Annotated in this window: 11 protein-coding genes; 5 read left to right on the plus strand and 6 right to left on the minus strand. The window is 72.3% G+C overall.

What is annotated here, in order from left to right:
* Nucleotides 1-41: 41 nt before the first annotated feature.
* The gene (locus EKH77_RS28265) at nucleotides 42-329 is read right to left on the minus strand and encodes a hypothetical protein (protein ID WP_397612118.1); all 288 of its coding nucleotides are present in this window, start codon (nucleotides 327-329) and stop codon (nucleotides 42-44) included.
* A 256-nt stretch (nucleotides 330-585) separates the two neighbouring features.
* Between EKH77_RS28265 and EKH77_RS28270 the strand changes: the two genes are divergently transcribed.
* Both EKH77_RS28270 and EKH77_RS28275 read left to right on the plus strand, forming a co-directional pair.
* Nucleotides 586-957, plus strand: coding sequence for a roadblock/LC7 domain-containing protein (locus EKH77_RS28270; RefSeq protein ID WP_126917086.1), 372 nt, complete (start codon nucleotides 586-588; stop codon nucleotides 955-957).
* A 229-nt stretch (nucleotides 958-1,186) separates the two neighbouring features.
* Complete coding sequence (locus EKH77_RS28275; protein WP_126917087.1) at nucleotides 1,187-2,044, plus strand: DUF6397 family protein; 858 nt, start codon at nucleotides 1,187-1,189, stop codon at nucleotides 2,042-2,044.
* Nucleotides 2,045-2,115: 71 nt separating this feature from the next.
* Here EKH77_RS28275 and EKH77_RS28280 read toward each other — a convergent pair whose 3' ends face one another.
* Nucleotides 2,116-4,629 carry a DEAD/DEAH box helicase gene (locus tag EKH77_RS28280; RefSeq protein ID WP_126917088.1) on the minus strand — a complete coding sequence of 838 codons (2,514 nt, stop codon included), beginning with the start codon at nucleotides 4,627-4,629 and terminating at the stop codon, nucleotides 2,116-2,118.
* A gap of 133 nt (nucleotides 4,630-4,762) precedes the next feature.
* Between EKH77_RS28280 and EKH77_RS28285 the strand changes: the two genes are divergently transcribed.
* Nucleotides 4,763-5,554 (plus strand): metal-dependent hydrolase, encoded by a 792-nt coding sequence (locus EKH77_RS28285; protein ID WP_126917089.1) that lies wholly within the window; start codon nucleotides 4,763-4,765, stop codon nucleotides 5,552-5,554.
* Nucleotides 5,555-5,583: 29 nt separating this feature from the next.
* On the opposite strand, the gene EKH77_RS28290 is transcribed toward EKH77_RS28285, so the two are convergent.
* Together EKH77_RS28290 and EKH77_RS28295 are read right to left on the minus strand one after the other, a co-directional pair.
* Nucleotides 5,584-7,365 carry an ABC transporter ATP-binding protein gene (locus EKH77_RS28290; protein WP_126917090.1) on the minus strand — a complete coding sequence of 594 codons (1,782 nt, stop codon included), beginning with the start codon at nucleotides 7,363-7,365 and terminating at the stop codon, nucleotides 5,584-5,586.
* Nucleotides 7,362-9,269, minus strand: a complete 1,908-nt coding sequence (locus tag EKH77_RS28295) for an ABC transporter transmembrane domain-containing protein (RefSeq protein WP_126917091.1) — start codon at nucleotides 9,267-9,269, stop codon at nucleotides 7,362-7,364. The genes EKH77_RS28290 and EKH77_RS28295 overlap by 4 nt, the downstream gene beginning before the upstream one ends.
* Nucleotides 9,270-9,427: 158 nt before the next feature.
* Between EKH77_RS28295 and EKH77_RS28300 the strand changes: the two genes are divergently transcribed.
* Nucleotides 9,428-11,041 carry a peptide-N4-asparagine amidase gene (locus EKH77_RS28300; protein ID WP_206279942.1) on the plus strand — a complete coding sequence of 538 codons (1,614 nt, stop codon included), beginning with the start codon at nucleotides 9,428-9,430 and terminating at the stop codon, nucleotides 11,039-11,041.
* Nucleotides 11,042-11,143: 102 nt separating this feature from the next.
* Here EKH77_RS28300 and EKH77_RS28305 read toward each other — a convergent pair whose 3' ends face one another.
* Nucleotides 11,144-11,587 (minus strand): MarR family winged helix-turn-helix transcriptional regulator, encoded by a 444-nt coding sequence (locus EKH77_RS28305; protein ID WP_126917092.1) that lies wholly within the window; start codon nucleotides 11,585-11,587, stop codon nucleotides 11,144-11,146.
* Nucleotides 11,588-11,745: 158 nt separating this feature from the next.
* Between EKH77_RS28305 and EKH77_RS28310 the strand changes: the two genes are divergently transcribed.
* On the plus strand, nucleotides 11,746-13,542 hold the full coding sequence (locus EKH77_RS28310) for an ABC transporter ATP-binding protein (protein WP_126917093.1): 1,797 nt from the start codon (nucleotides 11,746-11,748) through the stop codon (nucleotides 13,540-13,542).
* Between the two features lie 98 nt (nucleotides 13,543-13,640).
* On the opposite strand, the gene EKH77_RS28315 is transcribed toward EKH77_RS28310, so the two are convergent.
* Nucleotides 13,641-14,912 carry an SGNH/GDSL hydrolase family protein gene (locus EKH77_RS28315; RefSeq protein WP_126917094.1) on the minus strand — a complete coding sequence of 424 codons (1,272 nt, stop codon included), beginning with the start codon at nucleotides 14,910-14,912 and terminating at the stop codon, nucleotides 13,641-13,643.
* Nucleotides 14,913-15,008: the final 96 nt, after the last annotated feature.

Consider the following 15,008-nt stretch of genomic DNA (forward strand, 5'->3'; position numbering starts at 1 on the left):
GAGCGGAGCGCGACAGGCGCCACCTCGGACGGCGCCCCGCGTCAGGCGGCGGGCAGGCCGAGGAGGGTGCGGGCCACCGTCTGGGGAGATTCGTCGCGCTCGCGCGCGAGGGCTATGACGGCGCGGCACGCCAGCTCGTTCACGCCGAAGCTGAGGGCTTCCGGCGAGACCCAGCGCGCCGCCTCCATGCTTTTGTCGTAGTCGTTCTCGGCGCAGGCGGTGACATATGCCGCCGCTGCCTCGAAGAGATTGTGCTGGCGACTCACGAGCGGCCGTGGCGCCGGTGCCCGCCGGGCCTCTTCCGAGTGCTTGCGGAGTTTGTTGAACACGCGGATCACCTGCCCCCGTGAGCGGCAAATTCCTGCGGTCGTTCAAGTGTGCCCCGTGGGCACGGATTTGAACCTCCGGATAATGCGACGGTGTCCGCGGGATGAAGGCTTGTTTGCTCATTTTCCGCGTCATGTCCGCATCCTGTGTCAACTGGCGAACGGATGCGCATCGGAGGGGAGGGTGGGTTGCCCGGAGCGCGGAGGTGGGCAAGGCTTGCACGGCGGTTACGGGGAATTGCCGAACGGGGAGGCGGGCATGGGAATCGGTAAGGAACTCGACTCGATGCTGGACGAGTTGGCCGAGGGGGGCGGCGGGATACGCCACGCATTGGTGCTGTCCAACGATGGGCTTGTGACGGGAGCGAGCGCGAGTCTGACGAGAGAGGAGGCCGAACACCTGGCGGCGGTCGCCTCCGGACTCCACAGCCTCGCCAGAGGAACGGGCCGGCAATTCCGGGCGGGCGGCGTGCGCCAGACCATGGTCGAATTCGATCGGGGCGTGTTGTTCGTGACGGCCGCCGACGAGGAGAGCTGCCTGTGCGTACTCGGTGAGGCCGAGGCCGACATCGGCAGGATCGCCTACGAGATGACCTTGCTGGCCAACCGCATCGGGGGCCGGAGCCGCTGACTCCGGCCGTCGGCGCACCGCTGATCACCCGGGGTGTCCGCCAGGGTTATCCACAGGCTCGGCGGGGTGTCGCAGCCCACCGCTATCGTCGTCACTGTCAGTAATCGGGTGATGGCGGGAGGGCGTCGTGGAGGTAGGACAGGTACGACAAGCACGGCAGGAAACGCGGCGGCCGGAGCCGGCGCGGGGGCGGACCGGGGCGTACGGCCCGGCGGGGCCGGCTGTCCCTTTGGCCCGGGCCGCACGGGAGCTCGGGCTCAAACCGCGCGAGTTCGAACTGGCCGTCCAGCTGGGGGAGGTACGGACCGTCGCGGCCGGCCCGGACGGGCGGCGGAGGGTCCCGGCGGAGGAGATCGACCGGCACAGGTCGAGCGAGGGCTTCCCCGAAGCGCTGCGCTCCCGGCTCTGGGCCGTGGGCACGGCGGAAGGGGCCGAGCTCATGGGCGTCGGTGCCGCCCGCTTCACCCGCCTGGCCAGGGCCGGGTGCTTCACCCCGGTCCGCTTCTACGTCAACCGGTACCGTGCCGTCGTCTGGCACTATCTGGCGGCCGACCTCGCGGAGTTCGCCGACCGCGAACCAGGACTGCTCACCGGCCGCATCCCCGCCCTGCTGCGGACCGCGCTGGACGAACACTCCGACCGCCGCGCCCGGGGCTGGCGCGCCCGCCGGGTCGACCAGCTGACCGCCCAGGCCTCGGACGCCTGGCAGCGGGCGGCCGCCACCGCCGCCGTGCTCGACGCCCCGGAACTGGCACAGGTCGTGCCCGACCCGGGTGAACGGGCGTACCTGATCGCGCTGCGCCCCGAGCTGACCCGGATCCGCTCGGAGGTCCCGGCGGCCCGTGAAGTGATCGAGTCGCTGGTGCTGGCCGAGGACCCGGACGAGATCGACTGGTACCGCCACTGCCTCACGACCACCCTGCCCCAGGCCAGAGCCACCCGGCCCGCACCCGGCACCGACGGGAACAGGAAGACGGCGCAGGCACCGGCGGCCGAGCCGGAGCCCCGGCAGTGTGACGCCGAACCGCCGGCGGCCCGGTCCGTGCGCCCGGGAAGGCTGTGGTCATGGCTGCGCGGGCGTCGGTAGGCCACGGTCCGGCGGAGTGCCGCGCACGCCGCCGGACCATGACCGGGAAAGGGCCCGTGACCAGGAGAGGGTCAGAGCTGGCCGACGTCCATGACGCGGACGACCGCCCGGCCCTCCTCGTCGGAGGCCGCCAGGTCCACCTCGGCGGTGATGCCCCAGTCGTGATCGCCGTTGGGGTCGGCGAAGGACTGCCGGACCCGCCACAGACCGTCCTCGGGCCGCTCCTCGATCCGCAGCAGCTTCGGCCCGCGCGCGTCGGGGCCGGTGCCCAGATCGTCGTACTCGTCCCAGTAGGCGTCCATGGCCTCGCCCCAGCGGTCCTCGTCCCAGCCGGACTCGGCGTCCATCTCGCCGAGCTCGGCGACCTTGTCCAGGGCGGCGAGCTCCACACGGCGGAACATCGCGTTGCGCACCAGCACCCGGAAGGCCCGGGCGTTGGCCGTGACGGGCTTGACCTGGTCGGCGCGCTCCTGGGCCTCCTCCGCGCTCTCCTCCGAGGGGTTGGCGAGCTGCTCCCACTCGTCGAGCAGGCTCGAGTCGACCTGGCGGACCATCTCGCCGAGCCAGGCGATCAGGTCCTCGAAGTCGTCGGACTTCAGGTCGTCCGGCACGGTGTGGTCCAGCGCCTTGTACGCGCTCGCCAGGTAGCGCAGCACGATGCCCTCGGTCCGGGCCAGGTCGTAGTGGGCCGTGAACTCCGTGAACGTCATCGCCCGCTCGTACATGTCACGGATGACCGACTTGGGCGACAGCGGGTGGTCGCCGACCCACGGGTGGCTCTTGCGGTAGACGTCGTAGGCGTGGGACAGCAGCTCCTCCAGCGGCTTGGGGTAGCTGACGTCCATGAGGCGCTCCATGCGCTCCTCGTACTCGACGCCGTCCGCCTTCATCGCCGCCACGGCCTCGCCACGCGCCTTGTTCTGCTGCGCGGCCAGGATCTGCCGGGGGTCGTCCAGCGTCGACTCCACGACCGAGACCATGTCCAGCGCGTACGAGGGGGACTCCGGGTCCAGGAGCTCGAAGGAGGCCAGCGCGAACGTCGACAGCGGCTGGTTGAGCGCGAAGTCCGACTGGAGGTCGACCGTCAGCCGGACGATCCGGCCCTCGGCGTCCGGCTCGTCCAGCCGCTCCACCACGCCGCCGTCCAGCAGCGAACGGTAGATGGCGATGGCCCGGCGGATGTGCCGAAGCTGGTTCTTGCGCGGCTCGTGGTTGTCCTCCAGCAGCCGGCGCATCGCCTCGAAGGCGTTGCCCGGCCGGGCGATGACCGCCAGCAGCATCGCGTGGGTGACCCGGAAACGGGAGGTGAGCTGCTCGGGCTCGGAGGTGATGAGCTTCTCGAAGGTGCTCTCCGTCCAGTTGACGAAGCCCTCGGGAGCCTTCTTGCGGACCACCTTGCGGCGCTTCTTCGGGTCGTCCCCCGCCTTGGCCAGCGCCTTCTCGTTCTCGACGACATGGTCGGGCGCCTGCGCGACGACGAAGCCGGCCGTGTCGAATCCGGCCCGCCCGGCCCGGCCCGCGATCTGGTGGAACTCCCGCGCCCGAAGCGTCCGCACCCGCTGGCCGTCGTACTTGGTCAGCGCGGTGAAGAGGACCGTGCGGATGGGCACGTTCACCCCGACGCCCAGGGTGTCGGTACCGCAGATCACCTTCAGCAGTCCGGCCTGCGCCAGCCGCTCCACCAGCCGCCGGTACTTCGGCAGCATGCCGGCGTGGTGCACGCCGATGCCGTGCCGGACGTAGCGGGAGAGGTTCCGGCCGAACTTGGTGGTGAAGCGGAAATTGCCGATCAGCTTGGCGATCTCGTCCTTCTCCTCGCGCGAGCACATGTTGATGCTCATCAGCGCCTGGGCCCGCTCGACGGCGGCCGCCTGGGTGAAGTGGACGATGTACACCGGGGCCTGACGCGTCTGGAGCAGCTCGGTCAGCGTCTCCGTCAGCGGCGTCGCGCGGTACTCGTACGACAGCGGAACGGGCCGGGTCGCCGAGCGGACCACCGAGGTCGGCCGGCCGGTGCGCCGGGTCAGGTCCTCCTCGAAGCGGGAGACGTCACCCAGCGTCGCGGACATCAGGATGAACTGCGCCTGGGGCAGTTCCAGCAGCGGGATCTGCCACGCCCAGCCACGGTCCTGCTCGGCGTAGAAGTGGAACTCGTCCATCACGACCTGGCCGATGTCGGCGTCCTTGCCGTCGCGCAGCGCGATGGAGGCGAGGACCTCGGCCGTGCAGCAGATCACCGGGGCGTCGGCGTTGACCGAGGCGTCGCCGGTGAGCATGCCGACGTTCTCGGTGCCGAAGATCTTGCACAGGTCGAAGAACTTCTCGGAGACCAGCGCCTTGATGGGGGCGGTGTAGAAGGTCACCTGGTCATTGGCGAGCGCGGTGAAGTGCGCGCCCGCCGCGACCAGGCTTTTCCCCGAGCCGGTGGGCGTCGAGAGGATCACGTTCGCCCCGGAGACCACCTCGATCAGCGCCTCCTCCTGGGCGGGGTACAGCGTGATGCCCCGCTCCTCGGCCCAGGTCGAGAAAGCTTCGAAAAGGGCATCGGGGTCGGCATGGCTCGGCATCTGATCGATAAGGGTCACACCCCCATACTGCCTGGCCCCGGGCCGGATCAGGGAACCGGCCGGTCGAACGATGATCATCCGGGCGTTACGCTGAGTGGCCGACAGGGCGTCAGCGTGGCCCGGCACGGGCCGGCGAAGGGGTGGCACGACGATGATGGGACCGGCTCATTCGCTCTCCGGGGCGGCGGCCTGGCTCGGCGTGGGAGCGGCGGCCGCCGCGCTGGACCACCCGATGCCCTGGCCCGTGCTCGTCGTCGGCGCCCTGATCTGCGCCGGGGCCGCCCTGGCCCCGGACCTCGACCACAAGTCCGCGACGATATCGCGCTCCTTCGGCCCGATATCGCGGATCCTGTGCGGGATCATCGACCAGCTGTCCCACGCTGTCTACAAGGCCACGAAGTCCAAGGCCGACCCGCGCCGCAGCGGCGGCCACCGCACCCTGACCCACACCGCCCTCTGGGCGGTGCTGATAGGGGCCGGTGCTTCGGCGCTGGCGATGACCGGGGACCGCTGGGCCGTGCTCGGCATCCTCTTCGTCCATATGGTGCTCGCCGTCGAGGGGCTGCTCTGGCGGGCGGCCCGGACCTCCAGCGACGTACTGGTCTGGCTGCTCGGGGCCACCAGCGCCTGGATCCTCGCCGGGATCCTGGACCAACCGGGCAACGGCTCCCACTGGCTGTTCACCGGCCCCGGCCAGGAGTACCTGTGGCTGGGCCTGCCGATCGTCCTCGGCGCGCTCGTCCACGACATCGGGGACGCCCTCACGGTCTCCGGCTGCCCGATCCTGTGGCCGCTGCCCATAGCGCGCAAGCGCTGGTACCCCCTCGGCCCCCCGAAGTCGATGCGCTTCCGGGCCGGCAGCCGCGTCGAGGTCAAGATCCTGATGCCGGTCTTCATGATCCTCGGTGGTGTGGGCGGGCTGGGGGCCCTGGAGCTCCTCTGACCTCCCGGGCCCCCGCCCCGCCCGGCGGGCTAGCGGTGCCAGGAGCGCCACAGCGCCGCGTACGCGCCGTCCGCCGCGACCAGTTCGTCGTGGCTGCCCAGCTCGCTGACCCGGCCGTCCTCCGCCACCACGATCACGTCCGCGTCATGGGCGGTGTGCAGCCGGTGCGCGATCGCCACGACCGTGCGCCCCTCCAGCACCTTGGCCAGGGAACGCTCCAGGTGGCGGGCGGCGCGCGGGTCCAGCAGGGAGGTCGCCTCGTCCAGGACCAGGGTGTGCGGATCCGCGAGCACCAGCCGGGCCAGGGCGATCTGCTGGGCCTGGGCCGGGGTCAGCGCGAGCCCGCCCGAGCCGACCTCGGTGTCCAGGCCCTTCTCCAGGGCCCGGGCCCACCCCTCGGCGTCCACCGCGGCCAGGGCCGACCACAGCTCGTCGTCCCCGGCGTCCGGCCGGGCGAGCAGCAGGTTGTCCCGCAGGGCGCCGACGAAGACGTGGTGCTCCTGGTTGACCAGCGCCACATGTCGGCGCACCCGCTCCGTCGGCATCCGGGAGAGCTCCGCGCCGCCCAGCGTCACCGACCCCGTCCGCGGCGCGTAGATCCCGGCCAGCAGCCGGCCCAGCGTCGACTTGCCCGCCCCGGACGGCCCGACCAGCGCCACCCGGGTGCCCGGCCGGACGTCGAGCGAGACCCCGTGCAGCACATCGCCGCCGGGCGCGTAGCCGAAGCGCACCCGGTCCGCCCGCACGTCCCGGCCCGCCGGGCGCACCCGCTCGTCGGCGTCGTCGGCGCCGATCTCCCGTACACCCACGAGCCGGGCCAGCGACACTTGCGCGACCTGCAGCTCGTCGTACCAGCGCAGGATCAGCCCGAGCGGCTCGACCAGCATCTGCGCGAGCAGCGCGCCCGTCGTCAGCTCACCGACCGACAGCCAGCCCCGGAGCACACAGAACCCGCCGAGGAGCAGCACGACGCACAGCAGCAGCGCATGCGACATGTTGACGACGGGGTACAGCACCGAGCGCAGCCACAACGTATAGCGCTCCCACTGCACCCACTCGAAGACGCGACGGTCGGAGAGCGCGACGCGCTCCCGGCCCAGCCGGTGCGCCTCGACGGTCCGCCCGGCGTCCACGGTCTCCGCCAGGGAAGCGGCGACGGCCGCGTAGCCGGCGGCCTCGGAGCGATAGGCGCCCGGCGCCCGCCGGAAGTACCAGCGGCAGCCGACGTACAGCAGTGGCATCGTGACCAGCAGCGACAGCGCGAGCGGCGGCGCCGTGACGGTCAGCGCCCCCAGCAGCAGCCCCGCCCAGACGACGCCGATCGCCAGCTCGGGCACGGCCTCCCGCATGGCGTTGGCCAGCCGGTCGATGTCCGTGGTGATCCGCGAGAGCAGATCACCGGTGCCCGCCCGCTCCAGCACGCCCGGCGGCAGGCCGACCGACCGGACGAGGAAGTCCTCGCGCAGGTCGGCCAGCATCTCTTCGCCGAGCACCGCCCCGCGCAGCCGCACCATGCGCGTGAACAGCGCCTGGACGGCCAGGGCGACGGCGAAGAGGGAGACCGTACGGCCCAGGTGGAACTCGCGCGCGCCCGAGGCGAGGTCCTCGACCAGTCCGCCCAGCAGATACGGGCCCGCCATGGAGGCGAGCACGGCGACCGCGTTCGCCCCCACGAGCAGGGCGAAGGCGCCCCGGTGCCGGCGCAGTATCCCCTTCGCATAGCTCCGGACCGTGGTGCTTCCGGCCACCGGAAGGGTCGTCGCCGACTCCGGTGCGGCCGGGTCGTAGGCCGGCGGTGCCAGGCCGATCATGCCGTTCCCCCGATCTGCTCGCCGATCTGTTCGCCCTCGTCGGCCTCGGCCTTTTCGAAGCCGGCGAGCTCCACGTCCAGCGCCTTGGCGTCCATGTCCAGCGCCTTGTCGTCCATCGCTTTGTCGATCTCTTCGTCCGCCGCGTCCGGTTCCTCGTCCGTCCGGCGGGTGACGACCGCGCGGTAGGCGGGGTCGGTGCGCAGCAGCTCGGCGTGCGTCCCCACCGTCGCCACTCGGCCCTCCTGGAGGAACGCCACCTGGTCGGCCCGGTCGAGCAGCAGCGGGCTGGAGGTGAACACCACCGTCGTACGGCCCGCGCGCAGTCGGCGCAGCCCGTCCGCGATCCGCGCCTCGGTGTGCGAGTCCACCGCGGCGGTCGGCTCGTCCAGTACCAGCGCCTCCGGGTCGGTGATCAGGGAGCGGGCGAGTGCCAGGCGCTGGCGCTGCCCGCCGGACAGCGAGCGGCCGCGCTCGGTGATCCGGGCCCGCATCGGGTCGTCGCTCCCCTCCGCCGAGGACCGGGTCAGCGAGGCCAGTACGTCGTCGCACTGCGCCGCCGCGAGAGCGGCCTCGGCCGCCACGGCTCCCGAGGAGGGCACGTCCAGCAACTCGGCGAGGGTGCCCGACAGCAGTACCGGGTCCTTGTCCTGGACGAGCACGGCCTCGCGCGCCGCGCCGAGCGGCAGGTCGTCCAGCGCCACACCGCCCAGCAGCACGGAGGGTGTCCCGTCGGTGGCGCCGCCGTCGGCGTGACCGCCGAGCCGGTCGGCGAGCCGGCCCGCGGCGTCGGGGTCCCCGCACACCACCGCCGTCAGCCGCCCGGCCGGTGCGAGGAGCCCGGTGACGGGGTCGTACAGATCGCCGCGCGGTCCCGGCCCGGTCGCCTCCCGGTCGCCGTCCGGCGGTCCGACCCGCTCCAGCCCCAGCACCCTGGCGGCACGCGCCGCCGAGGGCCGGGAGAAGGAGTAGGCCTGCGCGATCTCCTCGAAGTGGCGCAACGGCAGCAGCAGGAAGCTGACCATGCCGTAGACCGTGACCAGCTCGCCCACCTCGATCCGGCCCTCCCGGACCAGTCGCACGCCGTACCAGACCACCGCGATCAGCAGCAGCCCCGGCAGCACCACCTGGACCGCCGCTATCAGCGCCCACATCCGGGCACTGCGCACGGCCGCCCTGCGCACCTCCTGGGAGGCGCGGCGGTAGCGGGAGAGGAACAGCTCCTCGCCGCCGATGCCCCGCAGCACCCGCAGCCCGGCCACGGTGTCCGACGCCAGCTCGGTGGCCCGGCCGGCCTTCTCCCGCTGCTCGTCGGCCCGCCGCGTGGCGTGCGGCAGCAACGGCAGTACCGCCAGGGCCAGTACGGGCACACCGGCCGCGACCACCAGCCCCAGGAGGGGCTGGTAGATCGTCAGGGACACGCAGAGCACCAGGGTGGTGAGCAGCGCCGCCATGAAGCGGGAGACGGACTCCACGAACCAGCCGATTTTCTCGACGTCGCCCGTGGACACCGCCACCACTTCACCGGCCGCGACCCGGCGCGTCAGCGTCGCCCCCAACTCGGCGGCCTTGCGGGCCAGAAGCTGCTGCACCCGGGCCGCCGCCGTGATCCAGTTGGTGACCGACACCCTGTGCAGCATCATGTCGGCCAGCGCCATGATCGTCCCGAGCAGCAGCATCAGACCGGCCGCCAGCGCGAGCCGGGCGCCGGAGCGGTCGACCACCGCCTGCACGGCGAGACCCGCCGCCAGCGGGAACAGGGCCACGGACGCCATGTTGACCGTGCCCCAGAGCATCGCCTTGGCCTGGCCGCCCACCTGGGTCCGCCCCAGCCACAGCAGGAAGCGGGGGCCCGACCGGACGTCCGGGCGGCCGGGATCGGCGAACGGCAGATCGCGAATGTGCATGACATCCCGGTTCGGAGTGGGTGGTTGGGGTCCGTGCCAGGCTCTCGGCAGGGGGATGTCCGGTTCAACTGGTTTTCCCGCGCGGGCCGGCCGGTCACGGCCCATCAGGCCGGGTTCGTACTGGTGCGCCACCCGGCGACGCGCTTCACTCCTGCCCCATGAGACGACTGCTTCTGGCGCTGTGCGCCGCGGCCACCGGACTCGCGCTGAGCGCGGGACCGGCCACGGCCGCCGCACCCACCGAGTTCGGCACCACCTGGCACGATCCGATCACTGCCGGCCCACCCGTGGCCACCCCTCGCACCACCTCCTGCACCGTGACCGTCGCCGAGACCGAATTCCGCGACTACACGCCCTACAAGAGCACCTACGCGCCCCCCGGGCGCTGCGGTGACCGCTGGAACAAGGTCGTCCTCAAACTCGACGGCGCCGTCGCCGGGCGGCAGTTCGACCGCCTCGGCTATCTCCGCATAGGCGGTGTCGAGGTATTGCGCACCTCGACACCCGAACCCTCACCCAAGGGCATCACCTGGCACGTCGAGAAGGACGTCACTCGCTACGCCGCCGCCCTGCGCACCCGGCAGCCCGTCGAGATGCTCATCGGCAACCTCGTCAACGAGACCTACACCGGCGTCATCAAGGTCAAGGCGACCCTGACCTTCTACAAGGCCGAGGGACGCGTGAAACCGGCCGCCACCCCGGACCGGGTCCTCACCCTCGACGGCGCGCGGGCGGCGGGCACGGCGTACGAGGGCGCGCTGACCGTTCCGCGCAACAGCGAGCGCGTCGTGGCCGAGGTCTACGCGACCGGATCGGGCGGCGGCTGCGAGGAGTTCTGGTACCTCGCCGTGCCAGAGCCCGCGCCCTACTCCTGCAAGGCCAAGGACGGGCCCACCCGGGAGGTCCGCGTCTCGGTGGACGGGAAGCTCGCCGGGATCGCCGCCCCCTACCCGACGGTCTGGACCGGCGGCTGGTCCAACCCCTTCCTGTGGTACGTGATCCCCGGCCCGCGAGCCTTCGACGTCCGGCCGGTCGAGTACGACCTCACGCCCTTCGCGGGACAGCTGAACGACGGCAAACCGCACCGGATATCGGTCGCGGTGGCCGGAGTGCCCGAGGGACAGAGCGGCTGGGACACCCCCGTCAACGTCCTGGTCTGGCAGGACGCCAAGGCGTCCGTGGTCACCGGCGCGCTCACCCGGCACCAGGACGGCACCGCGCGGGGCGGTGTCGACTACCAGCCCGGCACCCGGCACCGAGTATCGGCCGACGCCGACCACGCGCTCACCGTCTCCGGCTACCTGAACACCTCGCACGGGCGGGTCACCACCACGGTCAGCCGCCGGCTGGCCGCCACCTCCCTGCACCGCTGGAAGGACCGCGAGACCGCCGACGGCCTGCGCGCCCGCTGGACGGACGACGAGACCGTCACGGTCGCCGGCCGAGGACCGGCCACCGTGAACACGGCCCACCGGGTCTACAGCATGGAGGGAGTCACCACCATCGCCCCCGACGACCGGCTGGACACCGTACTGACCATGGGCGACCAGGCCGACCTGCGCACCACGCGGGCGGGCAAACAGCTCACCTGGAGCCGGCTGGACGACACCTACACCGGTAACGCGTCCTACATCCAGAACGTCCCCCGGGAGCGGCGTCACGCCGTGGGAGTCTCCCGTGAGCGCTATCGCCTCCTGGGCCCGGGCGCGTGCTACGACCGCACCCTGGCCACGGCCCAGGGCGAGCTGACGGAGGACAGCCGGCGCTGCTGACCGTCACCCGAAGGGACGCGGGGGTGGGGCGCGCGTTCACGCGCGTGCCACCCCCGCCTCCGTGCGCCGGGTGGCCTCCGTGAGCCGCGTGGGAAGAGCGGTTCAGGGGATGTTGCGGCCCGGGCCCGTCAGCAGCTCGGCGAGCAGATCGCCCAGCACCTCGCGCTGGTCGTCGTCCAACGGGGCCAGGACGTCCTCCACCGCCGCGCGGCGGGCGTCCCGCAGGGCGCGCAGCGTCGAGCGGCCGTGGTCGGTGAGCTCTATGCGGATCACCCGGCGGTTGGACGGATCCGGCACCCGGCGCACCGCCCCATTGGTCTCCAGGGCGTCGACCAGCGTCGTCACCGCCCGGGGCACGACCTCCAGGTGCTCGGCCAGATCCGCCATCCGCGGCGGCGCCTCGTAGTGCGCCACGGTGCGGAGCAGCCGCGATTGGGCGGGCGTGATGCCGACCGGGTCCAGATAGCGCTTCTGCGCGCGATGGAGCCTGCGGGTCAGCCTCAGCAGCTGCTCGGCGAGCTGGCCGGACGTGTCGGGGGCCGTCATGATCGCAATGTTATCAGGACAGCCTTCATTGTGAGCATAGGTAACAGTGAGCTATGCTCTGTTCGGTGCCGGACGTGTCATGCCGCATGAGCCGCCCGGCACCGACCCGGCGTCACCGTGCCGTCCGACTCCCGGACCCGACCTCGCTGAAGGAGCCCATGCCTCACGACACACTGGACTGGACACCACCTCCCGCAGACCCGGAGCGGCCCGCGCAGGTGCGGCGCATCCTCCGCCTCTTCCACCCGTACCGCGGCCGGCTCGCGCTCGTCGCGCTGCTCGTCGCCGCCTCGTCGCTCGTGACCGTCGCCTCGCCGTTCATGCTGCGCGAGGTCCTCGACGTCGCCATCCCCCGGGGCCGTATGGGCCTGTTGAGCCTGCTGGTGCTCGGCATGATCGCCGCGGCCGTCGTCAACAGCGTCTTCGGCGTGCTCCAGACCCTGATCTCCACCACCGTCGGCCAGCGCGTGATGCACGATCTGCGCACCGCCGTCTACGGGCGGCTCCAGAGCATGCCGCTGGCGTTCTTCACCCGGACCCGCACCGGCGAGGTGCAGTCCCGCATCGCCAACGACATCGGCGGGATGCAGGCCACCGTCACCTCCACCGCCACCTCGCTCGTCTCCAACCTGACCAGCGTCATCGCCACCGTCGTCGCGATGGTCGCCCTGGACTGGCGGCTGACGGTCGTCTCCCTGCTCCTGCTGCCGCTCTTCGTCTGGATAGGACGGCGCGTGGGCGACGAACGCAAGAGGATCACGGCCGAACGGCAGACCCAGATGGCCGCCATGGCCTCCATGGTCACCGAATCGCTCTCCGTCAGCGGCATCCTGCTCGGCCGCACCATGGGCCGGGCCGACTCCCTCACCAAGGCCTTCACCGAGGAGTCCGAGCGGCTCGTCGAGCTGGAAGTGCGCACCAACATGGCGGGGCGCTGGCGCATGTCCACCATCGGCGTCGTCATGGCCGCCATGCCCGCCCTCATCTACTGGGCGGCCGGCATCGCCCTGCGGACCGGCGGCCCTGGCATCTCCCTCGGCACGCTCGTGGCCTTCGTCTCCCTCCAGCAGGGCCTCTTCCGGCCCACCGTCGCGCTGCTGTCCACGGGCGTGCAGGTGCAGACCTCCGCCGCCCTCTTCCAGCGGATCTTCGAATACCTCGACCTGCCCGTGGAGATCGCCGAGCCCGCGCACCCGGTCCGCCTGGAGAAGATCCGCGGCGAGGTCGCCTTCGAGAACGTCTCCTTCACCTACGGCCCCGGCAGCGCGGCCCTCAGCGGCATCGACCTCGCCATCCCGGCCGGCGGCAGCCTCGCCGTCGTCGGCCCCACCGGCTCGGGCAAGAGCACCCTGAGCTATCTCGTGCCCCGCCTCTACGACGTCACCGGCGGCCGGGTCCTCATCGACGGGGAGGACGTGCGCGACCTCGACTTCGACACCCTCGCCCGGGCCGTCGGCGTCGTCTCCCAGGAGACCTACCTCTTCCACGCCTCCGTCGCCGACAACCTCCGCTTCGCCAAACCCGACGCCACGGACGAGGAGATCAGAGCCGCCGCCGAGGCCGCCCAGATCCACGACTACGTCGCCTCACTGCCCGACGGCTACGACACCCTCGTCGGCGAGCGCGGCTACCGCTTCTCCGGAGGCGAGAAACAGCGCCTCGCCATCGCCCGCACGATCCTCCGCGACCCGCCCGTGCTCATCCTCGACGAGGCGACCAGCGCCCTGGACACCCACACCGAACACGCCGTCCAGCAGGCCCTCGACACCCTCTCCGCGGGGCGCACGACGATCACCATCGCGCACCGGCTCTCCACCGTCCGCCACGCCGACCAGATCGTCGTCCTCGACGGCGGCCGGATCGCCGAGCGCGGTACCCACCAGGAGCTCCTCGCGGACGACGGGCACTACGCCGCGCTGGTCCGGCGCGACATCCCCCTGGTGGCCAAGGTCTGACCCAGCGGCCGGAGGTCTGGCCCCGCGCGCGAGGCGGGCGGTCGGGCCCGGCCCGGCTTGTCGGCCCGCCCGGCCGCGCGCCACCCCGCCGCCGGGCCTCAGAGCGACTCGAGCGGCACGGCCCCGGCCATCACCCGGTACCCCGCGTCATTGGGGTGCTTGTGATCCCCGCTGTCGTACGCGGGGTCGAGCGTCTCGGCGTCGTCCGGGGCGGCCAGGGCGGCGGCGAAGTCGGCCACCGCGTCGAAGACCCCGGACGTGCGGATCCACTCGTTGAGCGCGACGCGCTTCGCCTCGGCCCGCGGCGTGTGGTACTCGGCGCCCTTGAACGGCAGAAGCGTCCCTCCGATCACCCTGACCCCACGCCGGTGCGCCCGCTCGACGAGCTCCGCGTATCCGGCCGTCAGCTCGGCCACCGACACCAGCGGGTTGGGCCGGTAGGTGGGCAGGTCCACCTCGCTGAACCCGATGTCGTTGAGGCCGACGAGGACGATCACCGAGCGGACGCCGGGCTTGTCGAGGACGTCCCGGTCGAAACGGGCCGGCGCCCGCTCGCCGAACCACGGCGAGTCGTTGAGCAGCAGATTCCCGCCGATGCCCGCGTTGAGCACGGCCCGGGAGCGGCCGGCGGCCCGCAGCCGCTCGGCGAGCGCGTCGGGGTAGCGCCGATCGGCGCCGACCGTCGAGCCGAAGCCGTCGGTGAGGGAGTCGCCGAAGGCCACCACCGTCCCGGAGGCCACGTCGGCACCGCCCGTCACCTCGGTGCCCGTCATCGCCTCGCCCGTCACCTCCACGCCCGTCACCTCCACGTCGGAGAGGTAGTACCAGGAGTGGGTCCGCTCGGTGAAGCCCTCGGCCCCGGCGTCGGCGGTCCGGTCGCCGGGTGCCCTGAAGCTCGTGGCATAGGCCTGCGCGTGGAAGGTCGCCGGTCCCGTCGGGCCCGCGAAGTACACGGTCACCGTGACCGAGGACAGCGGCTCGACCGGGAGCTCCGCCGCGTCGCTGACGACCTCGCCGCCCGCCGGTACGACCACCGACGACGCCCCGTCGAAGGTCAGCGACCGCAGCGTGCCGGGCCGGGCCTCGGCGCCCGCACCGGCCAGGGCGAGCGACGCGGCGTCCACGGTCAGCGGTGCCGCGCCGTAGCGGTTCGACAGCCGGATCCGCGCCCCGGAGCCGCCGTCCGTCACCCGGACGACCTGGCGCACCGACTGGCGGTCGAAGCCGGTCTCCGCCCAGTTCTCCTCGAAGCCGCTGCTCGGCCGCTGCACCGGGGCCGACCAGCCCGCCCGCCACCGGGCCCCCGTGTCGGCTCCGCCCGTCGTCCCGGCCCGTGCCGCCCTGTCGAGGCCCGCTGCCCGTACAGCCATGGTCCGTCCCCCTTCTGGATGGGTCCGCCGGTTCCCCGGCGATCTTCCGCTTCGGGACAGATCCTGCCGATCACGGCCCGGCCCACCCAGCCCCCG

Origin of the sequence: Streptomyces luteoverticillatus (assembly GCF_003970715.1) — a bacterium.
GTDB lineage: Bacteria > Actinomycetota > Actinomycetes > Streptomycetales > Streptomycetaceae > Streptomyces > Streptomyces abikoensis.

What these genes read in the sequence shown, in the direction of transcription:
- EKH77_RS28310 (WP_126917093.1), top strand. Translation starts at nt 11,746, where the DNA reads ATGCCTCACGACACACTGGACTGGACACCACCTCCCGCAGACCCGGAG.
- EKH77_RS28315 (WP_126917094.1), bottom strand. Translation starts at nt 14,912, where the DNA reads ATGGCTGTACGGGCAGCGGGCCTCGACAGGGCGGCACGGGCCGGGACG.
- EKH77_RS28295 (WP_126917091.1), bottom strand. Translation starts at nt 9,269, where the DNA reads ATGCACATTCGCGATCTGCCGTTCGCCGATCCCGGCCGCCCGGACGTC.
- EKH77_RS28290 (WP_126917090.1), bottom strand. Translation starts at nt 7,365, where the DNA reads ATGATCGGCCTGGCACCGCCGGCCTACGACCCGGCCGCACCGGAGTCG.
- EKH77_RS28305 (WP_126917092.1), bottom strand. Translation starts at nt 11,587, where the DNA reads ATGACGGCCCCCGACACGTCCGGCCAGCTCGCCGAGCAGCTGCTGAGG.
- EKH77_RS28285 (WP_126917089.1), top strand. Translation starts at nt 4,763, where the DNA reads ATGATGGGACCGGCTCATTCGCTCTCCGGGGCGGCGGCCTGGCTCGGC.
- EKH77_RS28270 (WP_126917086.1), top strand. Translation starts at nt 586, where the DNA reads ATGGGAATCGGTAAGGAACTCGACTCGATGCTGGACGAGTTGGCCGAG.
- EKH77_RS28300 (WP_206279942.1), top strand. Translation starts at nt 9,428, where the DNA reads ATGAGACGACTGCTTCTGGCGCTGTGCGCCGCGGCCACCGGACTCGCG.